Consider the following 26,614-nt stretch of genomic DNA (forward strand, 5'->3'; position numbering starts at 1 on the left):
GCCGCATGCCGGCCGATGGCGGCGCCATCCTCTGCCGGCATCGGCAGGACCGGGCACTTGCGCGAAACAAGAGGCCGCGGAGCAGGCCACGCGCGTGCACCCGCGGAACTGGCTTTGCCAGGCCGCCGGGTGCGCCCCCTTCAGGGGGGGGGCGTAGCGCGCAGCGCGCAGCCTGGGGGTCACTTGTTCCGGTCATGGCGACGCTTCAGGCGATGGGCGATCACGAAGAGCAGCAGCAGTGCCAGCAGCGCGAAGGCGATCACCGGCACGCCCCACGACAGGTGGCGGCGCCATTCGGCCAGGAAGCCGGAGCCTTCGGGCGCGGCGTCGCTGTTGGCCGCGGCGCTGCCATCGGACCAGGCCACCGGGCCCTCATCGCCCAGCACGGCCAGGTCGCCACGGTTGAGCACGAAGGGCTTGCCCAGCGCCGGCTGCGCGCCCAGCACCTGGTAGACGAGGCCGTACTGGCCGTGGCTGCTGGCCACCTCGATGGCACTGGCCTGGCTCAGGCCGCCGACGTCCAGCCAGGGCGACTGCTTGCCGTTGATGCGCAGGTGGCCGTCCTTGACGGACACGCGGGCATTGGCACCGTCGACCGGCACCTGCAGCGCCAGGAAGGGGCGGGCGGGGCTGAAGGCACCCTGGCCCTGCACCACCAGCTCGGCCCGCACGGGGCTCACGCCCGATGCGGCGGCGATGCGCACCAGGCGCGGCAGCGTGGCGATGGCGTCGGCCAGGTAGGACTCGGGCACGGCCACCTGCGGGTGGTAGGCCATCAGCGGCAGCAGGCCGACGAAGGTGCCGTCGGGCGCGGCGTCGCCCGTGCGCAGGGCGGTGGTGCGCAGCACCTGCACGGGGTAGGCCTGGGGCGCCTCGTTGCAGCCGTCGTAGTAGGGCTGGCGCTGGATGGCCACGCGCAGCACGTTGTTCAGGCCCAGCACGTAGCTGGGCACGCGGGCGTCGATGCGCTCGGGATGGCCGTCGGCGTTGAGCTGGCGGGCGCCGAGCAGGGTGTCGTTCCAGTACACCGTGGCCACCGGGCGCGAGCGGCCCGCGCTGGGCGAGACGGCCAGGTCGACGCCGATGTCGGTGGGCAGGCGGCCGTCGGCCGACAGCGCGGCCAGCGGCATGGTGACGGTCCAGTCGCCCTTGGCGAGCACGTCGAAGTTGGGGTTGGTGCCGCCCCATTGCGTCGGATGGATGACCGTGCGGCTGCCGGCTTCGGCCTGGTCGGCCTTGTCGATCACGGCATTGCGGCCGATGAGCACGTTGCGCCAGGCGTCGGCGAAGGCACCGGCGGCCTGCGCGCCGGCATCTTCGGCCAGCACGATCACGGGCCGCGCACCCAGCGTGGCCAGCCGCACCATGTGCGAGGGCATGCCGTCGGCGGCCAGGGCGGTCTGCCGGCCGCGCCAGTCCGACAGCGCGCGGGCGGCGTCGGCATCGGCATTGAGTTGCGTGGCCAGCGCGTCGAGCGCAGCATTCATCTGCTGGCGCAGGGTGGCGTCCATGACGAGCAGGTCGCCCGTGGCGGCACCGGAGCCCAGCACCATCAGCGCGCCCACCTCGGCGGCATCGCGGATCTGGTGGCGGGCGTCGCCGGCGGCCAGGGCCGAGAAGGCGGGCAGGCCGGCCAGCGCGGGCGGGATCTGCCAGCCCTGGGTGTCGACGCTGTCGCCCACCGCGGGGAAGCTGCGCACGTTGATCTGGCGGCCGGCCTGTTCCATGGCCAGGCCGATGCGCCAGGCGCTGTCGTAGGCGCCCTTGGACAGGCGCTTGCCGGCCACGATCATCGTCGGCCTGGCGGGCAGCGCCACCCAGGCGTCGGCCAGGTTGGTCAGGGCGCCGCTGGTGAAGCGGTAGGTGAAGCGGGTGTCGGGCTCGACGGCCAGCACGTTGCCCGAGGGACGCTCATAGGCGCAGATGCGCTCGGGCGAGTTGTTGATCCAGCTGACGCCCAGGCGCAGGAAGCCGTCGACGATGGTGCGGGTGTCCACCTTCAGCACCTGGCTGGCGTCGCCCTCGGCCGTGTCCACCCGGGTGGCATAGCTGGGCCGGCCGTTGACGGCCAGCGTCATCGAGGTGCGGGCCTCCTCGGGCTTGTAGTAGCGGCCGCGGAAGTCGATGCCCGCATCGGCAATGGCCACGTTGCGCGGCACCGGCAGGTAGAACTCCTGCTTGGCGTCGAAGCCGGTGAGCAGCACGGTGCGGGTGATCCCCAGGTCGGCCAGCGTGAAGCTGCGCGTGACCCAGGTCTCGCCCTGCAGTCGCTGCAGGGCGTCGCCCGCAGGACTGGCCAGGGCGGCGACGGGGGCCAGCAGGCCGATCCCGAGGACCAGTGGAAGAGGATGAAGCAGGCGGTGGGGCAGTCTCATGCGAAGTCCAGGCTCGGAACGGAAGCGGGTTGGAGGGGCGGGGGCGCGAACTCGGCCACGGGGCGGCCGCACAGCGCATCGACGATGCGGCGGCAGGCATGGCCGTCGCCGTAGGGGTTGCCGCGGCGGGCGATCTCGGCATGGGCGTGCGGGTCGTCCAGCAGGCGCCGGGCGGCGCGCAGGATGCGCTCGGGCGCCGTGCCCACCAGGTGGGCGGTGCCGGCGGCCACGGCCTCGGGGCGTTCGGTCACGTCGCGCATCACCAGCACGGGTTTGCCGAGGTGGGGCGCCTCTTCCTGCACGCCGCCGGAGTCGGTGAGGATCAGGTGCGCGCGGCGCATCAGCCAGATGAAGTCCAAGTAGCCCACCGGCTCGATCAGGTGGACATTGGGCAGGCCGTGCAGCAGCTGCATCACGACGCCGCGCACGTTGGGATTCATGTGCACCGGATAGACCACCTCGACGTCGTCGCGCAGGGCCAGCTCGCGCAGGGCGGCGCAGATCTGCCGGAAGCCGTCGCCGAAGTTCTCGCGCCGGTGGCCGGTGACCAGCACCAGCCGGCGGCCGGGCGCGAGCCAGCCGTAGCGGCCGGAGACGGTGGCCGACAGCGCGGGATCGGCGTCCAGCCGGGCCAGCGCGGCGGCCAGCGCGTCGATGACGGTGTTGCCCGTCACCCAGGCGCGGCCGCCCAGGTTCTCGCGTCGCAGCGCATCGCGCGCGGCGGGCGTGGGGGCGAACATCCACTCGCTCATCACATCGACGACGCGGCGGTTCATCTCCTCGGGGAAGGGCGCCTTCATGTCGCCGCTGCGCAGGCCTGCCTCCACATGGCCCACCGGGATGCGCAGGTGGAAGGCGGCCAGGGCGCAGGCGGCGGCGGTGGTGGTGTCGCCATGCACCAGCACGCAGTCGGGGCGCAGTTCGTGCAGCACCTCGTCCATGCGCGTCGTGAGGCGGGCGCTGAGTTGGTTGAGCGTCTGGTCCGGCTGCATCACGTCCAGGTCGTGATCGGCCTTCAGGCCGAACAGCCCCATGGCCTGCGCCAGCATCTCGCGGTGCTGGCCGGTGATGCACAGGGTGCTGCGCAGCTGGGGCTCCGCGGCCAGCGCGGACACCAGGGGCGCCATCTTGATGGCTTCGGGGCGGGTTCCAAAAATCGAGAGGACGTGCATCGGAAGGCGGAAAACGTGCCGCGGCCAGAGCGCCCGGACGGCGGACTCCGCCGCGTCCCCGGGACTCTTGGCTTCAACGGTACGGACTGTTAACTTTAGTTAACTATGGTATCGAGCGTGCCGGACAGGACGCCGAACTGCACGCTGAAAAGGGACTGAAATGTGAACTATTGTTAACTAACGGCGAGCGTCGCTGGGCTTTCCCAGCGGAGCCTGACTCCGTGCGCCCAGGCCATGTGGCCGATGACCCGGTCCAATGCAAAAGGTCCCCCTGCCGGTGAAGGCAGGGGGACCTTGAAAAGGGGGCGGCGGCGATCGCCGCCGACCGCGAGGGCCCCGGCGCCCTGCATCTTCGGCCGCGCCCCAACGGGCGGGCGGAAAACAGGGGCCGGCTCCGCGGCGGTGGACGCTCAGTGGCGCAGCTTGTCGGAGGCGTCCTTGGCCGCTTCCTTGGTGTCGCCGTAGGCTTCCTGGGCCTTGCCGGCGGCCTTGTCGGCCATGCCTTCGGCCTGCATCTTTTCGCTGCCGAAGGCCTTGCCCACGGTCTCCTTGACCGAACCCTTGGCCTGCTTCAGGTTGCCCTGCACGGAATCCTTGTTCATGAATACCTCCTGGTCGAAGCGCCTGCGGCGGGATTGCCCCAGGCATTCGCGATGCGGCGAATGCATCCATGCTAGGCAGACGAGGCGTGCAGAACAGGGCGGACCACCCCATGCCGGCGTAGTGCGGAAAGCCTGCCGCCTGTAGGCGCCGGATGGCGTGGGCCGTCGCTTTTGCATGCCTCCCCACGAAGCGACTTCCTGCCTGGCTGGCGCGGGTACGTCCATCCACCATAAGGCGCACGTTGCGGCCTAGCCACTAGCACGTCGATGGCCCGCGCGGCAAGCAGCCGTTCGATTGACGTTCTCGTTACCGCAGTTAACAATTCATTAGCATTCGGCCAAGAGTCTCCTTTTTTCCCTCTCCATCTTCCGCAAAGGCCCCGATGAGGTTCAGCACGCGGCACGCTCGGGGCTTTACGCTCATCGAGGTCATGATCGTGGTCGCCATCGTGGCGATCCTCACGGCCATCGCCCTGCCCAGTTACCGCGACTACGTGCTGCGCGGCCAGATGGTGGACGGCACCAACGGCCTGGCGACGATGCAGGCCAACATGGAGCGGTACTTCCAGGACAACCGGCAGTACTCCGACGTGAGCAGCAGCGTGCAGTCGCCCTGCCGCACCGGCACGGACGCCTCGCGCACGGTCGGCAAGTTCCTCATCTCCTGCGACAGCACGACGGCCAATGCCTATTCGATCCAGGCGGTCTCCAGCGCGCTGGGCGGGCTGACCTTCAAGCTCGACCAGACCGGCAAACGCTCGACTTCCAACCTGCCCTCCGGCTGGGGCGCCGACTGCGCCAATGCGTGGATCCTCAAGCGAGGCCAGACGTGTCCCTCCTGAGGCGCGGCGCGCGCGGGGGGCGGGGCCGCGGGGCCGGCTTCACCCTCGTCGAGCTGATGATCACCGTCTCGCTGCTGGCGATCCTGCTGGCGGTGGGCGTGCCCTCGCTGGCCGACTGGGTCCGCAACAGCCGCATCCGTACCGCGGCCAACAACATCCAGGACAGCCTGCGCACCGCCCAGGCCGAGGCGATGAGCCGCAGCCGTCCCATGGTGCTGGTGTTCACCGACGGTCCGCCGGCCACGGCCCCCGCGTCGGTGGCCGTGCGCAGCGGCGGCAGGTTCTGGGCCGTCTACCAGCTGCCGCTGGACGGCTCGGCCGAAACGGCGCAACTGGTCGTCTCGGGCAACTTCAGCGGCGCGGCCGATGGCGTGGCGGTGACGGGGCCCGCGGCCCTGTGCTTCAGCAGCCTGGGGCGCGTCGTGTCCACCGGTGCGAGTTCGGGCCTGACGGCCGCCTGCCAGGTGCCCACCGGCACACCGCCGCAGCAGGCCTACAACGTCACGCTCACGGGTGCCGACCGGCCCCTGCGCGTGACCGTGGGCCTGAGCGGCCAGGTGCGCATGTGCGACCCGGCCCGCAACATCACCAGCAGCCCCGACGGCTGTCCGAGCTGAGCGCCGCATGCCCCTCCACACCGATCGCGCCGCCCCGTCGCGCGGCCCCCGCCAGGCGGGTGTCGCGCTGATCGAGGTGCTGGTCTCCATCCTGCTGTTCTCCATCGCCCTGCTGGGGTTGATCGGCCTGCAGGCCCAGGCGACCTCGCTGTCGCTGGAGGCCGACTACCGCAGCCGCGCGGCCCTGCTGGCCGACGAGATCGCCGCCCAGGTCTGGATGAAGAAGACGGTCGCGCTGGACAACGACGCCATCACGAGCTGGAAGAACAAGGTGGCCTCGTCCGCCAGCCTGCTGCCCAGCGGCACCGGCGGCTTCGACCGCGTCGGCAGCACCAACGCGGTGGACATCACCATCACCTGGAAGCCGCCCTCGCGCAGCAGCACCGACGCCGCCAGCAGCTTCCGCACGCGGGTCACCGTGCCTTCGCTGTGAACCGGATGGCCGCACGCACGATGCTCCTTCGCGCTGCCGCGGGTCGGCGGTCCGCGCGCGGCGTTTCGCTGATCGAACTGCTGGTCGCCATGGCCCTGGGCCTGATCGTGGTGCTGGCCGTGATGAGCATGCTGGTGGTGGGCGAGGCCAACCGCCGCACCACCACCGGCACCAACGACATGACCCAGACCGGCGGCTTCACGGTCGCCACGCTGGACCGGGCGCTGCGTTCCGCCGGCGCGGGCTTCGCCCAGGGCTTCGACTGGGGCGTGATGGGCTGCAAGCTCCATGCGGCGCGCAACGGCACCAACGTGCTGCCGGTGAGCGCCGCCTTCCCGGCCCCCTTCGCAGGCCTGCTGGGCGGCGCGACGGACAGCGCCGACCTGCGCCTGGCGCCGGTGCTGATCGGCCAGGGGCAGAGCCAGACCGGCTCCGACATCCTCGTCACCATGGGCGGCAGCGCCGCGCTCGGCGACCTGCCGCGCCTGGTGCGCGGCAATGCCGGCACCCAGAAGATCCTGCTGGACAACACCCTCGGCCTGCAGGCCAACGACGTGCTGCTCATCAGCGCCAAGAGCGCGGGCGACTGCGTGGTCACGCAGGTCGATGGCACCTTCACGCCGCCCGCGGGCGGCACCGACACGCTGCCGCTGGCCGGCCTGTACTTCCGCGCCAACACCACCAGCAGTTCGCTGGCCGGCATCGCCGGCAGCGCCGACGCCTACATGACCGCCCTCGGCAACCAGGATGCCGACAACCTGCAGATGCAGATGTTCGGCGTGGGCACCGGCGGCATCCTGTACCGCTACGACCTGCTGCGCTCGACCGGCAGCAGTGCCGCCGAGCCGCTGGCCGAGGGCGTCTATGCGCTGCGGGCGCTCTATGCCGTGGACAGCAGCTCGACGCCGGACGGCGTGTGGGACGGCGGCTATGTGGCGCCCACCGGCGACTACACCATCAAGACCCTGATGAAGACGCCGGACACCCAGCGCCGCATCGTCGGCGTGCGCGTGGCCATGCTGGTGCGCAGCCCCGTGTACGAGAAGACGATGGTGTCGCCGGCCACGTACGTGCTGTTCAGCGACCAGACGGCGCTCAAGTACACGATCAACCTTTCCGACGACGACCGGCACTACCGCTACCGCGTCATCGACACCGTCGTTCCCCTGCGCAATCTGTTGATGAAGCAGCCCGCCTCATGAGCCTTCGTCCCGTGTCACGTCCGCGCCGCGCGGCCGGCCTGCGGCGCCAGCGCGGCGTCGTGCTCGTCTTCTGCCTGATCGTGCTGGTGGTGCTGCTGGCCGGCGGCGTCGCCGTCACGCGCTCGATGAATGCCTCGCTGTCCAACACCGGCAGCCTGGCGCTGCGCCGCGACCTGATCAACCAGGCCGAGTCGGCCATCAAGCGCGCCATGGACCAGACCTATCCGGTGGGCGGCACGGCCGCCGCCAACAAGGCGCTCAACTACAGCCCGACGCCGCTGGACGTCAACGACATGGGCATCCCCAACGCGCTGCTCACCGACACGGCCTTCGGCGCCGTGGGCAGCACGGCCAACGACATGGACGGCGCCATCGGCGACCTGACCGGGGGCGTGCGCATCCGCTACGTGGTGGACCGCATGTGCGACATCGCCGCCCAGAGCGCCACCGACCAGGGCCGCGGCCACTGCGTGCCGATCACGCGCGAGGCCGTGGGCGGCAGCGCCCAGCTCGCCACCCGGGCGCCGCCGCCGGTGCAGCCCATCTACCGCGTCACCGTGCGCGTGACCGGGCCGCGCAACACGCAGGTCTTCGTCCAGAGCTCGTTCACCAAGCCCGAAAGCTGATGCGGGCGCGCCCCGAGCCGCCTCGCCTACCCGTCGTGAAGCACGAACCCGCCATGCCCAAGCCCCTCCTTCGATGCGCGCAGCGCCTGTGCTGCCTGCTGCTGATGCTGGTGCTGCCCTTCCATGGGGTGGCGCTGGCGGCGTCGCTGGCCGACCAGCCGGTGTTCTCCAGCTCCAGCGTGCCCGGTAACCTGGCGCTGGCACTGTCGGTGGAATGGCCGACCGCCTCGCGCACGGCGCACACCGACAACTACGCGAACACCAGCCGCTTCCTGGGCTACTTCGACACCGAGAAGTGCTACCGCTACGTGCAGAACACGGCGGCCAACGTGACGGACGGCGGCATCACGATCGAGACCGGCAAGGGCGACCAGAGCTACTTCACGCCCATCGGCGCCGCCACCAACCGCACCTGCAGCGGGGCCTGGAGCGGCAACTTCCTCAACTGGACCACCACCGCGGCCATCGATCCCTTCCGCTGGGCCATGACGGGCGGGCGCCGCGTGGTCGACACGGTCGACACCACCATCATCGAGAAGGGCTGGCATTCGGGCCAGGGCCTGTTCAACGACCGCAACCTGCCGCAGCAGTACATTGCCGGCGCCACGCCGTTCACCAGCGCCAGCTCGCTGGGCATCTCCATCAACGGCCGCGGCTTCGCGATGCGGCTGACGCCCACCACCGGCATCCGCGGCGACTACTACGCCAACACCGTCAACCAGAACCCCGCCGGCAACCCCACCTATACCAACTACGCCGATTCGCTCAACACCAACTGGGGCACGGGCGGGCCGGGCAATGGGGTGGGCACGGACAACTTCACGGCGATCTACAACGTCACCTTCGCCGCGCCGAGCAGCGGCAGCTACCGCTTCCGCACCACGTCGGACGACGGCGTGCTGCTCTACGTCAACGACGTGCTGCAGATCAACCAGTGGAACGACCACGGCACGCAGCAGGACGTGACCGGCGACCTCGTCTTCACGGCCGGGCAGTCGGTGCGGGTGCAGGTCAAGTACTACGAGCGCGGCGGCGGCGCCGTCATGCAACTGGAGATGCAGCCGCCGGGCGGCAGCTATGCCTCGCTGTCCTCGCAGCTCGCGCCGACGCTGGACTACACGGTGCGCGTGAAGGTCTGCGACCCCTCGGCCGGTGCCGGCGGCGTGGAGGCCAACTGCACGCAGTACGGCAACAACTGGAAGCCCGAGGGCCTGGTGCAGCAGTACGCGGGCGACATCCGATTCAGCGCCTTCGGCTACCTCAACGACAGCTCGGCCACCCGCGATGGCGGCGTGCTGCGGGCACGCCAGAAGTTCGTGGGGCCGACGATGCCGGTGCCCGGGCAGCCCGACACCGCCAACACGGCGGGCCGCGAGTGGGACCCGGCCACGGGCCAGTTCGTGCGCAACCCCGACAGGGACGACGCGCTGGCGACCACCACCACGGCCGTGCCCATCGCCGACAGCGGCGTCATCAACTACCTGAACAAGTTCGGCCAGATCTACCCGGGCAACTACAAGGACTACGACCCGGTCAACGAGCTGTACTACGCCACGCTGCGCTACTACCGCAACCTGGGCAATGTGGCCGAGTGGTCGAACCTGCCGGGTACCGGCAATGCCACCGACGTGGCGGCGCGTCGCAAGCAGCTCGACGGCTTTCCCGTGATCACCACCTGGGACGATCCCATCCAGTACTCCTGCCAGCGCAACTTCGTGCTGGGCATCGGCGACATCTACACCTGGAACGACAAGAACGTGCCGGGCAACAACACCGGCACCGACTCCGAGCCGCGCAAGCCCGATCCGGTCGCCAACGACGCCTCGGTCGATGCGGTCGTGGCCACCAACCGCGTCGGCGTGCTGCAGAACAAGGACGACTCGACCGTGAACGTGAACCTGGCCTCGGTCAACACCGGCGCCGGCGCCTCGCGCTTCTACATGGCGGGCCTGGCCTTCGACGCCAACACCAAGGACATCCGGCCCGACAACGCCGCCGTGGCCAAGACCATCGGCAAGCAGACGGTGCAGACCTACTGGGTGGACGTGCTGGAGCAGCCCTTCCAGAGGAACAACAAGTTCTACCTGGCGGCCAAGTTCGGTGGCATGAAGGTGCCGGCCGATTTCGATCCGTACGACTTCGCCGGCACCATTCCGACGGAGTGGTGGTCCACCAACGGCGACATGCTGACCGACGCCCGCGACAACCCGTTGAAGCCTCAGGCGCGTCCCGACAACTACTTCACCGCGGGCCGGCCCGACACCATGGTCTCGGGCCTGACGCGGGCCTTCGAGAGCATCGTGGGCAACATCAAGGCCTACACCAGCACCTTCTCGCTGGCGGGCCGGCAGGTGACCACCCAGGCCGACGTGTCGTATGCGGCGCAGTACGACTCCAGCAACTGGTCGGGCGAGGTCACGGGCACCGCCATCCGCTTCGACACCGACGGCACGCCCACCCCCGCCGCCACGGCCACCTGGACCACCAACACCGCCTTCGAGGGCCAACTGGGCAGCGGCGACGGCTGGAGTACCGCGCGCCGGGTGGTGACCTGGTCGGGCACCGCGGGCGTGGCCTTCCGCTACGACAGCCTCAGCAGCACGCAGAAGAGCGCGCTGGACACCAGCTACGTCAGCGGCAACGACGGCGCCAGCTACCTGCAGTGGTTGCGCGGCGACCGCACGCTGGAAGGCCAGGGCTACCGCACGCGCGTGGTCACCTCCACCGACAGCAGCGGCACCACGCAGCGGCTGCCGCGCCGGCTGGGCGACATCGTCAACTCCCGCATCGCGGTGGTCGGGCCGCCGGCGGGCCCCTATTCCGACGCCGCCAACCCGGGCTACAGCGCCTTCAAGACCGACGCCAACAATGCCGCGCGCCCCACCGTGCTCTACGTGGGCGCCAACGACGGCATGCTGCACGCCTTCCGGGGCGGCACCGGCACCACCGCCGGGCAGGAACTGTTCGCGTATGTGCCCTCGGTGCTGTTCGGCCGCGACCCGGGCGATGCAACCAATCCGGCCGACGGACTGCTGGCGCAGCTGGGCAAGCCCACCTATGCGCACCGCAACTATGTGGATGCGACGCCGCAGGTCATCGACATCGACTTCGCCCGCACCGGCCAGGCCTTCGCCGACACGGCCGCCGGCCAGAGCCCGACGCCGGCCTGGCGCAGCCTGCTGATCGGCGGACTAGGCAAGGGCGGGCGCAGCTACTACGCCATCGACGTCACCCGGCCCGACCTCATGACCACCGAGGCCACGGTGGCCAGCAAGGTGCTGTGGGAATTTCCGAGCGCGGCGCAGCTGCCCTCCGCGGCGGGCGGCACCTGCAACCTCAGCAGCGGCAACTGCGTCGACATCGGCTACAGCTTCGGCGACCCGGTGGTGGTCAAGACCGCCAAGTGGGGCTGGGTGGCGCTGTTCACCTCGGGCTACAACAACCAGGACGGCAAGGGCTGGCTGTTCGTCGTCGATCCGCGCAACGGCCAGTTGCTGGAGAAGGTGTCCACCGGCACCACTGCCGCCGACGGCATGGCCCGGGCGACGGCCTATGTGCGCGACTACAACGACTTCACCGCCGATGCCGTCTATGTGGGCGACCTCGGCGGCCAGCTCTGGCGCTTCGACCTGACGGCGCCCAAGGGCGGCGGCGCCTATCCCGCACCCACGCGCCTGGCGATCTTCAAGGACGGCAGTGGCGCCGTGCAGCCCATCACCACCGCGCCGCTGGTGGAGGTGCATCCCGTCACCCGTCAGCGCTTCGTGCTGGTGGGCACGGGCCGGCTGCTCGACCGCTCCGACATCCTCAGCAGCCAGAGCCAGAGCTTCTATGCGCTGATCGATGGCGGCATCGGCAGCTTCGCCACCGCGGCGGCCGACGCCAGCGGCACCAATGCCGGAAGCTATCCGGTGGACGGCCGCACCCGCCTGGCGGCGGTGACGCCCGCTGGCGCCACGGGCAACGCCAACGGCGGCACGCTGACTTCGGCCGTGAACCTGGCCGGCAAGGCCGGCTGGTACATCGACCTGGGCCAGAGCGGCTCGGTGGGCTGGCGTGCCATCTCGCCGGCCACGGCCTTCAGCGGCCTGATCGCCTTCAGCGCCACGCTGCCCACCGGCGACGCCTGCAGCCCGGGCGGCCAGAGCCGCATCTATGCGCTGAACTACGCCAGGGCCACCTCGGTGCTCGACAGCAGCGTGGCCTACGTGCCCCAGAGCTCGGTGCTCACCGACCTGAGCTTCTACAACGCCCGTGGCAAGCCGCGCCTGATTGCCGGCAACACCAAGGGCGAGGTGGCCGCGCCCACGGGCAGCTTCTGGGCCTTCGATCCACGCCAGCTGGGCTGGCGCGAGGTCGGCACGGTCAGGTAGGGGCGGCGGCGCCGGGCCGCCGCCGCGGGCGGCTCACAGCGGCGCGAGCACCGAAGGCGAGAAATCGCCGTGGGTGTCCGCCGGCCGCCGGCCCAGGCTCCATGCGAGCAGCTGGTCCGCCGGCATCGGCCGCGCGAAGAAGAAGCCCTGCAGCTCGTCGCAGCCCATGCCCAGCAGGATGTCGCGCTGGCCGGCCGTCTCCACGCCCTCGGCCACCACGCGCAGGCCCAGCGCGTGCGACAGGCGCACCACCGCGTCGACCACGGCCCGCGCGTCGGCGCTGGTCTCCAGGTCGCTCACGAAGCTGCGGTCGATCTTGAGCTGGCGCGCCGGCAGCTGGCGCAGGTAGCTCAGGCTGGAGTAGCCGGTGCCGAAGTCGTCGATGGCCAGGAAGACGCCGATGCGCGAGAGGCCGTCGAACACCCGCTGCGTGGCGGTCACGTCCTCCATGGCCACGCTCTCGGTGATCTCGCACAGCAGTCGTTCGGCCGAGATGCGGTGGCGGCCCAGGGCGTCGGCGATGCGCTCGACGAGGTCGGGCTCGCGCAACTGGTGCGCCGACAGATTGATGGCCACGCGCATGAGGAGGCCCTCGTCCTCCCACTGCGCGACCTGGCGGCAGGCTTCCTCGATCACCCAGTGGCCCAGCGCGTTGATCAGGCCGAAGCGCTCGGCCAGCGGAATGAACACCAGCGGGCTGATGGGCCCCAGCGTCGGATGCGTCCAGCGCAGCAGGGCCTCCACGCCGCGGATCTGGTTGCGGCGGCCGTCGATCTTGGGCTGGTAGTGCAGCGCCAGCTGGCCGCCCTGGATGGCCAGGCGCAGGTCGGACTGCAGGCTCAGCTGCTCCTCGGCGTTGGTGCCCATGCGCGACTCGAACATGGCGTAGTTGCCGCCGCCGGCGCGCTTGGCCGCGTACATGGCGGCGTCGGCGCAGGCCACCAGCTTGTGCTTCTCGCCATGGTCGGGGTAGACGACGATGCCGACCGAGGCCGAGATCTGCACCGGCCGCTGGCCCACGAGGAAGGGCGCGCGGATCGCCTCAACGATGCGGCGGGCCACCGCCGTGCAGTCGGCGGCATAGACCACGTTCTCCATCAGCACCACGAACTCGTCGCCGCCGATGCGGGCCACGGTGTCGGTGCCGCGGGCCACCGCGCGCAGGCGGTCGGCGGCGTCGCGCAGCACGGCGTCGCCCAGCGAATGGCCGAAGGAGTCGTTGACCGGCTTGAAGCCGTCCAGGTCCACGAACAGCACCGCCAGCTTCTCCTTGCCGCCATCGGTGCGGGCCAGGGCATGGCCCAGCCGGTCGTCGAAGAGCACGCGGTTGGGCAGGTCGGTGAGCGGGTCGAGGAAGGCGCGGCGGTGCAGCTCCTCGTTGGCCTCCTGCAACTGGTGGTTGGCCTCCTTGAGCGAGCGCGCCAGCTGCATGGTGCGCCCGCGCAGCCGGGCATCGAGCACCGAGGTGAAGAGGGTGAGCATCAGCATCAGCAGCGTCGCCGCCATGACCATCAGGCCCAGGCTTTTGCCGCCGAGCTCGCCGGCACTCAGGCAGACGCTGCCTTCCACGAAGCCGGCCGCGGCCATGCCGGCATAGTGCATGCCGCTGATCGCCAGCCCCATGACCACCGCGGCGCCCAGCTGCAGCAGCCGGGCCTGGCCGCCTTCGCTCTCGCGCAGCAGGAAGAACAGCAGCAGCGCCGCCGCCGAGGCGCCCCACGCGATCAGGGCCGAGGCCCCCACCATGGGCCAGTGCCACTGGATGCCCGGTGCCACGTCGATGGCCGCCATGCCCAGGTAGTGCATGGCGCAGATGCCCGCAGCCATCGCCGCCGAACCGTACAGCAGCGGCTTCGCGCCCAGCCGGTGTCGGGCGGCCAGCCGCAAGGCCAGCGCCGAGACCGCCACCGCCGCCAGCCACGACAGAGCCGTCAGAGCATAGGTGTAGCCCAACTCGATGGGCAGCGAGTAGGCCAGCATGCCCACGAAGTGCATCGACCAGATGCCGGTGCCCAGCACGAGCGAGCCGGCGGCGGACCAGGTGCGCGAGACGATGCGGTCGCGGGTGTGGACACGCCGGGCCAGATCGAGCGCCACGTAGGAGGCGAAGGCCGCGATCAGGACGGAGGCGGCCACGACCCACGGGTCATAGCGGGGAATGAGGAAGTTCACGGCGGCAGGTGGCCCGCCGGATTGGAGGCCGAGCGCAGCCCAGGAGGAATGGGACGACCAAGACTTCGGCTATACGCAGCAAGACTTGAGTCGGATCAAGGCGCGCATTGGACGGCTTTCGCCCGACCCGGGTTTGTGTAGGGGGATTGGGCTCAAGTCCGCGCCGGAATTGCCGAAGATCAAAAGATGACCTTGTCCATTTTTTCTCGGCGTGGGTGCCTTGGCGGGCTGGGTCCCGCCGCCATCGCCGCCGGCCTGCTGGTGCAGGGGCTGGCGGATCCGGCACTCGCGCAGCCCGCGCCCGCGGCGCGGCCCCACACACTGTGGACGCTGACCGCCGACCGCGTGCTCCACCGCTACTCGGCGGCCGAGCCCGCCGTCGAGCAGGCCAGCCGCCCGGTGGCCGGTCTGCCTGCCGGCGATCCGGTGGTGGGCATCGACTACCGCGTCGCCTACGGCCAGCTCTACGCCCTGACGCGCAGCGGCCGCCTCTATGTGCTCGACACCGACACCGGCGAGGCCAGGGCCGTGAGTGCCGCCGCCACCGCCGTGCCCATGGACCGGGGCGAGGTGTACGGGATGAACTTCAACCCCAGCGCCGACCGGCTGCGGGTGGTCGATTGCGCCGGCCAGAACTTCCGCCTCCACCCGCTGACCAACGAGGTGGTCGACGCCGATCCGGCGACGCCGGGCGTGCAGCTCGACGGCCGCCTGGCCTATGCGGCCACGGATTCGGGCGCCGGCAAGGGCGTGTGCATCAAGGCCGTGGCCTACACCTACAACAAGCGCGACCCGAAGATCACCACCAACTACGCCATCGAGGCCTCGCAGGGCTGGCTGCTCATGCAGGGCAGCCTGGAAGGCGCGACCCCGGTCGTGTCTCCCAACACCGGGCAGCTCACCACCGTGGGCGCGCTGGCCCTGGGCCGGATCGAATCGGTGCAGTTCGACATCGCCGACCGCGACAACGACGCGCTGGCCGCCATCCGGCTCACGCCGCAGTCGCCCACGCAGCTCTACCGCATCCGGCTCGCTTCGGGCGCCAGCACGCTGCTGGGCACGCTGGGCCAGGGCGCGCCGGTGCTGGGCTTCGCCATCGAGCCCTGATCCCCCGCGCGGCCAAGTCCCATGCCGGCCCTCGCAGGACTGCGGCGCGCCGCCCGCCTGTTGCCCGTCGCCCTGCTGCCGCTGGCGGGTGAGGCGGCCACGGTCGAGGTGGGCGTGGTCGACGCTGCCGGCCGGCCGCTGGCGCAGGCGGTGGTGTTCCTCGAATCGCCGGCTGCGGCCGCCCAGGTGCGCCCGCTCAAGGAAGTGGAGTTGGCGCAGGCGCAGCGCCGCTTCATGCCCGAGGTGCTGCTGGTCACGCGCGGCACCTCGGTGGACTTTCCCAACCGGGACGAGGTACGGCACCACGTCTATTCCTTCTCGCCGGCCAAGCGCTTCGAGCTCAAGCTCTACATCGGCCGCCCCGCCAACCCGGTGCTGTTCGACATGCCGGGCGTGGTGGTGCTGGGCTGCAACATCCACGACGACATGGTGGGCTGGGTGCTGGTGCTGGACACGCCCCACTACGGCCGCACCGATGCCGCCGGCCGGCTGGTGCTGAAGGATGTGCCCCCCGGCAGCTACCAGCTGCGCGCCTGGCATGCCACGCTGCCGGTGGGCGAGCCGCCGGCCGGTGCCGTCCTGAACGTGGGGCGCGAAGGGGTGCAGGCACGGACGCAGCTGCCGGTGCGCACGGCCCCGCCATGATCCGCGCCTTCCAACGGGCTTCGCTGGTCAACCGCATCGCGCTGGTGATGCTGGCGCTGCTCCTGTTCATCCAGGCCGGCACTTTCTGGGCCGCGCGGCAGTCGCTGTGGCGGCAGGCGCGCACCGACGTGCAGCAGCGGCTGGTGGTGGGCGAGGGCATCTGGCGCAACCTGCTGGGCCAGCGGCAGCAGCGCCTGCACGAGGCGGCCTCGGTGCTGGCCTCGGACTACGGCTTCCGCGCCGCGCTCGCGGCCGGCGACGATGTCACGCTGGCCTCGGCGCTGGGCAACGGGCTCGCGCGCATCGGTGCCAGCACGGCGGCCTCGCTCGATGCGCAGTTCCGCTGGCTCGCCGACAGCCCCGGCGACCTGCCCCTGAGGCTGAGCACGGCCCAGCTGCGCCACCTGGCCGGCCTGCAGGCCGGCAGCGGGGCGCAGCTCTATGCGGCGGGCGGCAAGGTCTACCAGCTTGTGCTGGTGCCCATCCGCGCGCCGCTGATCGTCGGCTGGGTGCTGATGAGCTTCGAGCTCACCGCCGAGATTGCGCGCGACTTCAGCGCGCTGGCGCAGATCCAGCTGGTGCTGATGGCCAGCGACGACGGGCCGGGCCCGCTGGTGCCCGTGCTCGACACCCTGCCGGTGGGCGGCCAGCCGCCCACGCAGCGGCTGCAGGACGACGCCGCCCTCGAGTGGACGCATGGCGGTCAGGCCTGGCTGCTGCGCCGCGCCCCGCAGCCCATGCTCGACGGCCGCATGGAGGCGGTGCTGATGGCCTCGCTCGCGCCGGCCACCGGGGCCACGCGCGAGATGACGCTGCAGCTGGGCCTCATCACGCTGCTGGGCCTGGTGCTCTTCGCCATCAGCGGCCGCATGGCCGTGCGCCAGGCGGTGCAGCCGCTGGCCGAGCTGTCGGCCAGTACCCGGGCCATCGGTGCCGGCAATTTCGACGTGGCCATCCACCAGCGCAACCGCGCCGACGAGGTCGGCATGCTGGCGCGCGACTTCGACGACATGCGGCTGAACCTGCGCGACCACCGGGGCGAGATCACCCGGCTGGCCTTCCGCGACACCCTGACCGGCCTGCCCAACCGCGAGGCCTTCCAGCGCATGCTGGCCAAGGAACTCGCGAAGGCGGGCGTGGCCGCCGAAAAGGCGCCCGCGCCGGACAGCCCGTGCGCCCAGGGCGTGGTGCTGCTGCTGGACATCCACCGCTTCAAGCTGGTGAACGACGTGCTCGGCTTTCCCTTCGGCGACGGCGTGCTGCGGGCCGTGGCCGCCCGGCTGCAGGCGCGCATGCCGCTGCCGGGCGATGGCGTGGCCCGCATCGGCGGCGACACCTTCGCCGCGGTGCGCAGCGGCCTCGACCAGGCCGAGGCGGAGGACTGGGCGCAGTCGCTGGTGCGACTGTTCGACGATCCGCTGCTGGTCGCCGGCCAGCGCATCGATGTGCAGATGAGCGCGGGCTATGCACGCTGGCCGGGCGATGCCGCCACCGGCGACGAGCTGGTGGGCCGGGCCGAGCTGGCGCTGCAGGCGGCCAAGCGGCAGGGCCGCGAATGGCTGGCCTACGAGCCCGTGCAGTCCGTGAGCACGGCGGTGGCCGTGTCGCTGCTGTCCGAGCTGCGCAGCGCCGTCACGCGCAGCGAGTTGCGGCTCTTCCTGCAGCCCAAGCTGAGCCTGGACAGCGGCCAGGTGTGCACCGCCGAAGCGCTGCTGCGCTGGCAGCATCCCGAACGGGGCTTGCTGCCGCCGGCGCACTTCATCCCCTTCGCCGAGCAGACCGGCTTCGTGCGGCGGCTCACGCAATGGGTGTTCGACGAGGCCTGCCGCTGCTGGCTCACGCTGTCGGCGCAGGGCCTGCGCATGGTGTCGGTCAACCTTTCCACGCGCGACCTGGTCGATGTGCACCTCATCGGCCGGCTGCAGGCCAGCCTGGACCGCCATCGCGTGCCGGCCGGGGCCTTCTGCCTGGAGATCACCGAGAGCGCGATCATGGACGACCCGCAGCGCGCCCGGGCCACGCTGGTGCGCCTGGGCGAGATGGGCTTCCGGCTGTCCATCGACGACTTCGGCACCGGCTATTCGTCGCTGGCCTACCTCAAGCACCTGCCGGTGCACCAGCTCAAGGTCGACAAGTCCTTCGTGCTGAAGATGGCCGACGACGAAAGCGACGCGAAGATCGTGCGGGCCATCGTCGACCTGGCGCACAACCTGGGGCTGGAGGTGGTGGCCGAAGGCGTGGAGGGGCCCGAGGCCCTCGCGCAGCTCGCGCGCATGGGCTGCGAGAAGGCGCAGGGCTTCCACATCGCGCGGCCCATGGCCTGGGAGGCCTTCGGCGGCTGGATCGCGGCGTGGACCGCGGAGCAGGCCGTGGCGCGCGCGAGTGCGCTGGACAGGGCCGCGGCCGCGGGCTGAGCGCACGCACCGCCTGCCGCGCATCGCCGTCGAAACGCAGCAACCGGGGGCCGGTCTCGGCCGGGCTGTGGCAGTGCCCCTGTGGGACAAAGCTGACTGCGTTGCGGGTGCCAGGTGCTTGCGCGCGCCATGGCCTGCCCGCCAAGATCAGGCGGATGAATACGTTGCGCGCATCCCCGCATTTCGACTGGATCACGCCGCAGCTGGCGGTGGGCGGACATGTTCCCGTGGGCTTCTATCCCGAACTGGCCGGCATGCATGGCGTGCGTGCCGTGATCGACCTGCGCGAGGAAGACCGCGATGACGAGGAGGCCCTCACGCGCCACGGCGTGCGGCTGCTGCACCTGCCCACGCCCGACATGTGCAGCGTGGGCGATACGCACCTGGACCACGGCATCCGCTTCGCGCAGGCCAGCCTCGACGCGGGCGAGCGCCTGCTGATCCACTGCCAGTGGGGCATCGGCCGCTCGGCCACGCTGGCGCTGTGCGTGCTGGTAGCGCGCGGCATGCCGCCGCTGCAGGCGCTGGCGGACATGAAGTCGCGGCGCGCGGTGGTCTCGCCATCGCCCGCGCAACTGGGCTGCTGGATCGCGTGGATGGAACGCCATCGCGATATCGCGCCCGAGCCCTTCGCGGTGCCTACCATGGCGCAGTGCCAACGCATCGCCTATGCGCACCTGATGGGCGGCACGGGCAGCGGCACGGCCGACGTCGCCACGCGCGGCGCCCCCGACCGGTGAGGCGTCCGGCCCGGCCATGATCGTCTACGGCGACGGGCAGCGGAAGGAGCGTTCCCGGGCCAAGCTGGCGCGCGTGTGCATCGGCCTGCGCCGTGCACGCGCACTGCCGCCCGGCATCGTGCGGCATGCGCGGCTGGTGGAGGCGCTGATCGAGGCCGGCGAACTGCTGCAGGGCGTGGCCGATGCGGTGGGCGACGAGGCGCTGTCCCAGGGCGTGCCTCCGGGCGTTGCCAGCGCCACCCAGCTCACGCTGGCCCTGGCGCGCTGCTGCCTGCACAGCTGGTGCTACGGCTTTGCGCTGGCCCATGAGGACGCGGTGGAGGACGCCGTGCGCGACTGCGCCCGCCAGCCGCTGCCGGCCTGGATCACCGTGCACCGCTGCGAGGGCTATGCCTTCTATGGGCTCTACCCCGAGGGCCACGGCATGGCGGCGCTGCAGGTGCGCGAATCCGGCGCGCTGTCGGGCGAGCGCACGCGCGTGGTGGGGCTGCGCAGCATCGGCACCAGCCTTGCGGCCATGGTGGCCGCGGGCCTGCGTGCGCCGGGCTTCGAGACGCTGCGGCCGCAGGGCCATCCGTTCGACCGCCAGGCCGGTGCCTTGCCGTCGGCCGGCTGGGCGCCCGATGCCGCCCTGGTCGACGAGGGGCCGGGCCTGTCGGGCAGCAGTTTCCTGGCCGGTGTGGAGGCGCTGCGGCGCGCGGGCGTGCCGCCGCCACGGGTGCATCTCTTTCCTTCGCACGGCCATGGCCCGGGCCCGGCGGCAAGCCCGCCGGCACGCCAGCTCTGGCGCGAGCAGCCCGTCCACTACCTGGGCTTCGACGACGTGGCCGGCGCCGCCGCCATGCCGCCGCACCGCGTGCTGGACTGGGTGCGCGACCGGCTGCCGGGCGTGGCGGGCGACATGATCGACCTGTCGGGCGGCACCTGGCGGGCCCGGCACGGCGAGGGGGCCGGGGAACTGCCCGCGCAGGTGCACATGGAGCGCCTCAAGTTCCTGCTGCCGGCCGACGGTGGCGACTGGCTGCTGCGCTTTGCGGGCCTGGGCCGTGGCAGCCGCCTGGCCTGCGCGCGGCGGCACCTGTTGGCCCGGCATGGCTTCTGCCCGCCGGTGCAGGGCCTGTGGCATGGCTTCACGGCCGAGCGCTGGCTGGCCCATGCACGGCCGCTGCCGCTGTGGCCGGCGGCGCAGCAGCCCACCCGTGGCCTGCTGCTGGAGCGGCTGGCCGAGTACCTGGCCTTCCGCGGCACGCGGCTGCCGGCACCTGCCACAGCCGGCGCCACGCGCGAGGTGCTGCTCGACATGGCGGGCCACAACATTGCCAAGGGCCTGGGCGACGAAGGCGCGCGCGCCTGGCAGGCCTGGCGCGGCGCACTGCCGGCCGCCGGCCTGACGATGCCGCTGCGCCGCGTGCTGACCGACAACCGGCTGCATGCCTGGGAATGGCTGTGGGACGGCCGCACGCTGCGCAAGACCGATGCGGTGGACCATGCCGTGGCCCATGACTTGGTGGGCAGCCAGCCGCTGGAGTGGGACGTGGCCGGCGCCACGGTGGAGTTCGGGCTGGATGCCGGCGAGCGGCACTGGCTGATGGGGCGACTGCGGGCGGCTGGGGTGGCCGTGCAGTCGTCGCTGCTGGCGCTGTACCTGCCGCTGTACGCGGCCTTCCAGCTGGGTGCGTTCACCATGGCCCTGCAGGCGGCGCCCGACGCGGAGAAGGCCACGCTCGCGCGCGAGGTGCGCCGCTATGGGCAGTGGGTGCGGCGCGTGCTGGGCTGATGCGGGTTCGTCCGCGCCCGCTCAGCCCGCAGCGAGCATCCCGCGTTCCTCGATGAAGCGCACCACCTGCGCCAGGCCGTCCTGCGTCTTGAGGTTGGTCATGACGAAGGGCTTGCCCTTGCGCATGCGCACCGTGTCGGCTTCCATCACGCCCAGGTCGGCGCCCACGTGCGGCGCCAGGTCGGTCTTGTTGATGACGAACAGGTCGCTCTTGGTGATGCCGGGGCCGCCCTTGCGCGGGATCTTCTCGCCCGCGGCCACGTCGATCACGTAGATGGTCAGGTCCGACAGCTCGGGGCTGAAGGTGGCGGCCAGGTTGTCGCCGCCACTTTCCACGAACACGACGTCGGCATCGGGAAAGTCGCTCAGCATGCGGTCGATGGCCTCGAGGTTGATGGAGGCGTCCTCGCGGATGGCGGTGTGCGGGCAGCCGCCCGTCTCCACGCCCAGGATGCGCTCGGCCGGCAGCGCGCCGGCCACGGTGAGCAGGCGCTGGTCTTCCTTGGTGTAGATGTCGTTGGTGATCGCGATCAGGTCGTACTGCGCGCGCATCGCCTTGCAGAGCATCTCCAGCAGGGTGGTCTTGCCCGAGCCCACCGGGCCGCCGATGCCCACGCGCAGGGGCGGCAGTTTCTTGGTGCGGTTCGGAACGTGGTGGAGTGCGGTCATGGTCTTGTTGCGTGAAGGTGGGGAAGGGCCTGTCGGGCCTAGCTGCGGAACAGCCGCGAATACTGCGTCTCGTGCCGTGCCGACAGGATGGCCAGCATGGGCGAGAAGGACTGCCGCCGGTCGTCCGGAAGCGCCATGGCGGCCTCGACCGCGGCGGGGATCTCCTGCGCCAGCCGCGCCAGGATGCGCTGGCCGGCGCTCTGGCCCAGTGGAACGGCCTTGATGGCGGCCGCGCTCATGTTCTCGGCCCAGCCGAAGGCGAAGGCCAGGCAGCCGTCCTGCGCGCTGGCGCCCGCGCGCGCCGCGGCAAAGGCGAAGGCCACGGGGTAGGTGGGCGGCAGCTCGGCGAAGCAGGCGGCGGCATCGGCATGGTGCAGCTTGAGCCATTCCACGAAGGAGCGGCCCATCTGCTCGGTCTGCAGCAGGAATTCGGCGGATTCGCGCGTCTGGCGCACCCAGTCGTTGAGCGACTGCACGCGGGCCAGGTCGCCAGCCGACCAGGCCGAGATGGCCTGGGCCACCACCGACAGGTCGCCGCGCGCGAGGCTCAGGTGCAACTGGCCGGCCAGCCAGTCGGCCGCGGTGGCTTCGTCCTTGACGCCGGCCCATTCGATGGCGGCCTCCAGCCCTTCGGAATACGAGAAGCCGCCCACGGGCAGCGCGGGCGAGGCGAGCCAGATGAGCTGCAGAAGGCTGTGGGGGGCGAGCATGGTCAGAACCCTCGCGCCGGCTGGCCGCTTCGTCGCCATGCATGAGGCGCAGGGATTGGCTCCCTCTCCCTCTGGGGGAGGGCAGAGACGGACTCCCTCCCCCTCTGGGGGAGGGCGGGGGTGGGGGCCTGCCCACTCGCGATGCGTCGCGGCGCACAAGCCCCCATCCCTGCCTTCCCCCAGAGGGGGAAGGAGCCTTCGCGCCTCCCCATCTGCAGCGTCATGTCAGTGCGAATGGTCATGGCCGCAGCCCGGCCCATGCACATGGCCGCCCTGTGCCTTGCCGTGCTCATGGTCATGGTCATGGTCATGGTCATGGTCATGGTCATGGTCATGGTCATGGTCATGGTCATGGTCATGGTCATGCGCGTGGTCGTGGTCATGCCCGCCCCCATGCGCATGCCCGTGGTGATGGTGCGAATGCCCATCGTTGGTCACATGCCCGCCATAGGCACCGCCTTCCGGCTCGAAGCTTTCCTGCACCTCGTTCACGATCAGGTGCATGGCGCGCAGCATGTCGGCCAGCACATGGTCGGGTTCGATCTTGAGGTGGTCGGGTTGCAGCTCGATGGGCACATGGCGGTTGCCCAGGTGGTAGGCGGCGCGCACCAGGTCGAAGGGTGTGCCATGGGCCGTGCAGTGGGTGATGCGCAGCACCGTCTGCGGCGCGGCGATCACCCGCACCAGCGAGCCGTCTTCCACCACCAGGATGTCGCCGCCGCGCACGGCCGTGCCGCGCGGCAGGAAGACGCCGATGCGCCGCCCCTGCGAGTCGGTGGTGTCGAAGCGGCTCTTCTGGCGCACGTCCCAGTCGAGTTCGATGGTGGCGGCGCGCTTGACGAGCACGGGCGCGAGGCCGCGGCCCTGGGGCATGAGTTTGTTGGCGGTGAGCATGGTGGATTGCCTCTGCGACGAGCGGTCGATAATATAACGGTTGTTATAACTTTTCGGGACGGCCATGGCCATCGTCAAGCTTACGCAGATCGGCAATTCGGTGGGGGTCATCTTTCCCAAGGAGATGCTCGCCAAGATGAATGTCGAGAAGGGCGACAACCTCTTCCTGTCCGAATCCGCCATCGGCGGGTATCACATCTCTCCCTATGACGAAGAGTTCGCGCGTCAGATGGATGCCGCGCGCAAGGTCATGAAGAAGCGCCGCAACGTACTGCGCGAACTGGCCAAATGAGTGCCGCGAATGCGGCTTGGGTCTGGCTCGGTGCCGGGCTCCTGCGGGCAGTGCACGAGGAGCAATTGGCGGAGCACGGTGGGCCTGCCGGTCTGCGCGACGAGGGAGGGCTGGAATCCGCGCTGGCGCGGCCTCGGCATCGCGCGCTCTACGAATCTCCCGACGTGGCCGATCTTGCTGCCAGCTATGTCTTCGGTCTGGCACGCAATCATCCCTTCGTGGACGGCAACAAGCGGGTGGCATTCGTGGCGCTTGAAGTGTTCCTTGAACTGAACGGCTGGTCGCTGACGGCGACCGATGAAGAGTGTGTGTCTGCCATCGTCCGTCTGGCTGCGGGCGAGCTGGGCGAGGACGAACTGGGTGCCTGGGTCCGCGATCGCATGGAGCGGCACAGCTGACTGTCCGACACCACCCTCACAGTCCGCGCGTCATGAAGCAGCTGGCCGGATCGGGCCCATAGTCGCCAAAAGGCGGGCAGGGCGCGAAGCCGTGGCGTGCGTAGAGCGCGCGCGCCGGGGCGAAGAAGGGCTGGCTGCCGGTTTCCAGGCTCATGCGCATGTGGCCGGCGGCGCGGGCCTCGGCCAGGGCGTGGGCCAGCAGTTGTGCGGCGATGCCGCGGCCGCGCAGGTGGGCGGCGGTGCGCATGGACTTCAACTCGGCATGGCCCTCGTCCAGCCGCTTCAGCGCCACCGTGCCGGCCAGCGTCTCTTCAGCGCCATCGTCCGTCCAGGCGCTCCAGAAGCGGATCTCCGGGCGACGCAGGCCTTCCAGGTCCAGCGCATGCACGCTCTCCGGCGGCGAGACGCGGCGCATGTCGGCCAGGTGCTCTTCGAGGAAGCGCGCGATGCGCGCATCGCGCAGATCGTCCAGCCGGATGACCAGGGCCGGCGCGTCGCCGGACGTCGAAACCTCGGCCGGCATTCCCATCAGAACAGGAAGTAGCGCTGCGCCATCGGCAGCACCTTGGCCGGCTCGCAGGTCAGCAGCACGCCGTCGGCGCGCACGGCGTAGGTCTGGTGGTCGATCTCCATCACCGGCGTCAGGCCGTTGTGGATCAGGTCCTTCTTGCGCACGTTGCGGATGTTCCTGACCACGCCCAGCGTCTTGGCCAGGCCGTAGCGGCGGCCCACGTCGGCAGCATGCGCGGCCTGGGAGACGAAGGTCAGGCTGCTCTTGGCGATGTTGCCGCCGAAGGCGCCAAACATGGGCCGGTAGTGCACCGGCTGCGGCGTCGGGATGCTGGCATTGGGGTCGCCCATCGCCGCCATGGCAATGCTGCCGCCCTTGATGATGCAGAAGGGCTTGACGCCGAAGAAGGCCGGCTTCCAGATCACGATGTCGGCCCACTTGCCCACCTCGAGGCTGCCCACCTCATGGCTGATGCCGTGCGAGATGGCGGGGTTGATCGTGTACTTGGCCACGTAGCGCTTGGCGCGGAAGTTGTCGTTGCGGGCGCTGTCCTCGGGCAGGCTGCCGCGCTGGGCCTTCATCTTGTGCGCCGTCTGCCAGGTGCGGATGATGACCTCGCCCACGCGGCCCATGGCCTGCGAGTCGCTGCTCATCATGCTGATGGCGCCCATGTCGTGCAGGATGTCCTCGGCCGCGATGGTCTCCTTGCGGATGCGCGACTCGGCGAAGGCCAGGTCCTCGGCGATGGCGGCGTCCAGGTGATGGCACACCATCAGCATGTCCACATGCTCGTCCAGCGTGTTCTGCGTGTACGGCATCGTGGGGTTGGTGGACGAGGGCAGGAAGTTGGCCTCGCCCACCACGCGCAGGATGTCCGGCGCATGGCCGCCGCCCGCACCTTCGGTGTGGAAGGCGCACAGCGCGCGGCCCTTGGTCGCCGCGATGGTGTCCTCGACAAAGCCCGACTCGTTCAGCGTGTCCGAGTGGATGGCCACCTGCGTGTCGGTGGCCTCGGCCACCTCCAGGCAATGGTCGATGGCCGAAGGCGTGGTGCCCCAGTCCTCGTGCAGCTTCAGGCCGATGACGCCAGCCTCGATCTGCTCGTGCAGCGCGCCGGTGCGGCTGGCGTTGCCCTTGCCCAGGAAGCCCAGGTTCATAGGGAAGGCATCGGCCGACTGCAGCATGCGCTCGATGTGCCAGGGGCCGGGCGTGCAGGTGGTGGCGAAGGTGCCCGTGGCGGGGCCGGTGCCGCCGCCGAGCATGGTGGTCACGCCGCTGGCCAGCGCTTCCTCGATCTGCTGCGGGCAGATGAAGTGGATGTGGCTGTCGATGCCGCCCGCGGTGACGATGTTGCCCTCGCAGCTGATGACTTCGGTGCCCGGGCCGATCACGATGTCCACGCCCGGCTGGGTGTCGGGGTTGCCGGCCTTGCCGATGGCGGCGATGCGGCCGTCCTTGAGGCCGATGTCGGCCTTGACGATGCCCCAGTGGTCGAGGATGAGCGCGTTGGTCAGCACCGTGTCGACGGCGCCTTCGGCGCGCGTGCGCTGGCTCTGGGCCATGCCGTCGCGGATGGTCTTGCCGCCGCCGAACTTGACCTCCTCGCCGTAGCCGCCGGCGCGCAGGGTGTAGTCCTGCTCGACCTCGATGACGAGACCGGTGTCGGCCAGGCGCACGCGGTCGCCGACGGTGGGGCCGAAGATTTCCGCGTAGGCGCGGCGCGAAATGGAGGCCATCAGAGTTTTCCTTGCACCAGGCCGCGGAAGCCGTAGACGATGCGGTCGCCCGCGAAGTCGACCAGCTCGACGGTGCGCTGCTGGCCGGGCTCGAAGCGCACGGCGGTGCCCGAGGCGATGTTCAGCCGCATGCCGCGCGCGGCCTCGCGGTCGAAGTCGAGGGCGCCGTTGGTTTCGGCGAAGTGGTAGTGGGAGCCGACCTGGATCGGCCGGTCCGAGCCGTTCTTGACCACCACGGTGAGTGTGCGGCGGCCGGGGTTGAGGTCGTGGTCGCCCGCGTCGATGAGCAGTTCGCCCGGGATCATGT

At 70.7% G+C, this 26,614-nt stretch carries 23 protein-coding genes; 13 read left to right on the forward strand and 10 right to left on the reverse strand.

What is annotated here, in order from left to right:
* Nucleotides 1–179 precede the first annotated feature (179 nt).
* From ACT54X_RS09570 to ACT54X_RS09580, 3 genes are all read right to left on the reverse strand, one after another.
* Complete coding sequence (locus ACT54X_RS09570; protein WP_476346218.1) at nt 180–2,375, reverse strand: cellulose biosynthesis cyclic di-GMP-binding regulatory protein BcsB; 2,196 nt, start codon at nt 2,373–2,375, stop codon at nt 180–182.
* Nucleotides 2,372–3,547, reverse strand: a complete 1,176-nt coding sequence (gene wecB, locus ACT54X_RS09575) for a non-hydrolyzing UDP-N-acetylglucosamine 2-epimerase (protein WP_476346220.1) — start codon at nt 3,545–3,547, stop codon at nt 2,372–2,374. The genes ACT54X_RS09570 and wecB overlap by 4 nt, the downstream gene beginning before the upstream one ends.
* 410 nt (nt 3,548–3,957) lie before the next feature.
* Nucleotides 3,958–4,149, reverse strand: coding sequence for a CsbD family protein (locus ACT54X_RS09580; protein WP_476346222.1), 192 nt, complete (start codon nt 4,147–4,149; stop codon nt 3,958–3,960).
* Nucleotides 4,150–4,532: 383 nt separating this feature from the next.
* Between ACT54X_RS09580 and ACT54X_RS09585 the strand changes: the two genes are divergently transcribed.
* From ACT54X_RS09585 to ACT54X_RS09610, 6 genes are read left to right on the forward strand one after another with little or no spacing between them, the layout of a single operon-like run.
* Nucleotides 4,533–4,991, forward strand: coding sequence for a type IV pilin protein (locus ACT54X_RS09585; RefSeq protein ID WP_294367221.1), 459 nt, complete (start codon nt 4,533–4,535; stop codon nt 4,989–4,991).
* The gene (locus tag ACT54X_RS09590; RefSeq protein WP_476346225.1) at nt 4,979–5,608 is read left to right on the forward strand and encodes a GspH/FimT family pseudopilin; all 630 of its coding nucleotides are present in this window, start codon (nt 4,979–4,981) and stop codon (nt 5,606–5,608) included. Before ACT54X_RS09585 ends, ACT54X_RS09590 begins: the two co-directional genes overlap by 13 nt.
* 7 nt (nt 5,609–5,615) lie before the next feature.
* Nucleotides 5,616–6,041 carry a type IV pilus modification PilV family protein gene (locus ACT54X_RS09595; protein ID WP_294367225.1) on the forward strand — a complete coding sequence of 142 codons (426 nt, stop codon included), beginning with the start codon at nt 5,616–5,618 and terminating at the stop codon, nt 6,039–6,041.
* Between the two features lie 20 nt (nt 6,042–6,061).
* A complete protein-coding gene (locus tag ACT54X_RS09600; protein WP_476346227.1) occupies nt 6,062–7,243 on the forward strand; it encodes a PilW family protein in 1,182 nt (393 codons plus the stop codon).
* Complete coding sequence (locus ACT54X_RS09605) at nt 7,240–7,869, forward strand: pilus assembly PilX family protein (protein ID WP_476346229.1); 630 nt, start codon at nt 7,240–7,242, stop codon at nt 7,867–7,869. The genes ACT54X_RS09600 and ACT54X_RS09605 overlap by 4 nt, the downstream gene beginning before the upstream one ends.
* A 53-nt stretch (nt 7,870–7,922) precedes the next feature.
* Nucleotides 7,923–12,242, forward strand: coding sequence for a PilC/PilY family type IV pilus protein (locus tag ACT54X_RS09610; protein WP_476346231.1), 4,320 nt, complete (start codon nt 7,923–7,925; stop codon nt 12,240–12,242).
* Nucleotides 12,243–12,275: 33 nt separating this feature from the next.
* Here the strand turns inward: ACT54X_RS09610 and ACT54X_RS09615 are convergent, their stop codons facing one another.
* Nucleotides 12,276–14,414, reverse strand: a complete 2,139-nt coding sequence (locus ACT54X_RS09615) for a putative bifunctional diguanylate cyclase/phosphodiesterase (protein ID WP_476346233.1) — start codon at nt 14,412–14,414, stop codon at nt 12,276–12,278.
* A 186-nt stretch (nt 14,415–14,600) separates the two neighbouring features.
* On the opposite strand from ACT54X_RS09615, the gene ACT54X_RS09620 reads away from it, so the two are divergent.
* The 5 genes from ACT54X_RS09620 to ACT54X_RS09640 all read left to right on the forward strand — a co-directional run bounded on the left by ACT54X_RS09620 (nt 14,601) and on the right by ACT54X_RS09640 (nt 21,097).
* The gene (locus ACT54X_RS09620; protein WP_476346235.1) at nt 14,601–15,521 is read left to right on the forward strand and encodes a DUF4394 domain-containing protein; all 921 of its coding nucleotides are present in this window, start codon (nt 14,601–14,603) and stop codon (nt 15,519–15,521) included.
* Between the two features lie 21 nt (nt 15,522–15,542).
* Nucleotides 15,543–16,166, forward strand: coding sequence for a methylamine utilization protein (locus ACT54X_RS09625; RefSeq protein ID WP_294367236.1), 624 nt, complete (start codon nt 15,543–15,545; stop codon nt 16,164–16,166).
* A complete protein-coding gene (locus tag ACT54X_RS09630) occupies nt 16,163–18,580 on the forward strand; it encodes a putative bifunctional diguanylate cyclase/phosphodiesterase (protein WP_476346237.1) in 2,418 nt (805 codons plus the stop codon). Before ACT54X_RS09625 ends, ACT54X_RS09630 begins: the two co-directional genes overlap by 4 nt.
* A gap of 155 nt (nt 18,581–18,735) precedes the next feature.
* On the forward strand, nt 18,736–19,320 hold the full coding sequence (locus tag ACT54X_RS09635; protein WP_294367241.1) for a protein-tyrosine phosphatase family protein: 585 nt from the start codon (nt 18,736–18,738) through the stop codon (nt 19,318–19,320).
* Nucleotides 19,321–19,336: 16 nt separating this feature from the next.
* A complete protein-coding gene (locus ACT54X_RS09640) occupies nt 19,337–21,097 on the forward strand; it encodes a hypothetical protein (RefSeq protein WP_476346239.1) in 1,761 nt (586 codons plus the stop codon).
* Between the two features lie 21 nt (nt 21,098–21,118).
* Here the strand turns inward: ACT54X_RS09640 and ureG are convergent, their stop codons facing one another.
* The 3 genes from ureG to ureE form a co-directional block, all read right to left on the reverse strand.
* A complete protein-coding gene (gene ureG, locus ACT54X_RS09645; RefSeq protein ID WP_476346241.1) occupies nt 21,119–21,766 on the reverse strand; it encodes an urease accessory protein UreG in 648 nt (215 codons plus the stop codon).
* 38 nt (nt 21,767–21,804) lie between these two features.
* Nucleotides 21,805–22,476 carry an urease accessory protein UreF gene (locus tag ACT54X_RS09650; RefSeq protein ID WP_476346243.1) on the reverse strand — a complete coding sequence of 224 codons (672 nt, stop codon included), beginning with the start codon at nt 22,474–22,476 and terminating at the stop codon, nt 21,805–21,807.
* A gap of 225 nt (nt 22,477–22,701) precedes the next feature.
* A complete protein-coding gene (ureE, locus tag ACT54X_RS09655) occupies nt 22,702–23,370 on the reverse strand; it encodes an urease accessory protein UreE (RefSeq protein WP_476346245.1) in 669 nt (222 codons plus the stop codon).
* A 64-nt stretch (nt 23,371–23,434) separates the two neighbouring features.
* Here ureE and ACT54X_RS09660 point away from each other — a divergent pair, with 64 nt between their 5' ends.
* The gene (locus ACT54X_RS09660) at nt 23,435–23,662 is read left to right on the forward strand and encodes an AbrB/MazE/SpoVT family DNA-binding domain-containing protein (protein WP_294367250.1); all 228 of its coding nucleotides are present in this window, start codon (nt 23,435–23,437) and stop codon (nt 23,660–23,662) included.
* Nucleotides 23,659–24,060 carry a type II toxin-antitoxin system death-on-curing family toxin gene (locus ACT54X_RS09665; protein WP_476346247.1) on the forward strand — a complete coding sequence of 134 codons (402 nt, stop codon included), beginning with the start codon at nt 23,659–23,661 and terminating at the stop codon, nt 24,058–24,060. The genes ACT54X_RS09660 and ACT54X_RS09665 overlap by 4 nt, the downstream gene beginning before the upstream one ends.
* 16 nt (nt 24,061–24,076) lie before the next feature.
* Here the strand turns inward: ACT54X_RS09665 and ACT54X_RS09670 are convergent, their stop codons facing one another.
* Genes ACT54X_RS09670 through ACT54X_RS09680 form a run of 3 tightly spaced genes read right to left on the reverse strand, consistent with a single transcriptional unit; the run spans nt 24,077 to nt 26,612 of the window.
* A complete protein-coding gene (locus ACT54X_RS09670; RefSeq protein WP_476346249.1) occupies nt 24,077–24,589 on the reverse strand; it encodes a GNAT family N-acetyltransferase in 513 nt (170 codons plus the stop codon).
* The gene (gene ureC, locus ACT54X_RS09675) at nt 24,589–26,307 is read right to left on the reverse strand and encodes an urease subunit alpha (RefSeq protein ID WP_476346251.1); all 1,719 of its coding nucleotides are present in this window, start codon (nt 26,305–26,307) and stop codon (nt 24,589–24,591) included. The genes ACT54X_RS09670 and ureC overlap by 1 nt, the downstream gene beginning before the upstream one ends.
* The gene (locus tag ACT54X_RS09680) at nt 26,307–26,612 is read right to left on the reverse strand and encodes an urease subunit beta (protein WP_017761531.1); all 306 of its coding nucleotides are present in this window, start codon (nt 26,610–26,612) and stop codon (nt 26,307–26,309) included. The genes ureC and ACT54X_RS09680 overlap by 1 nt, the downstream gene beginning before the upstream one ends.
* Between the last annotated feature and the right edge of the window lie 2 nt (nt 26,613–26,614).

It is taken from the genome of Pseudacidovorax sp. DMC4 (assembly GCF_056314265.1).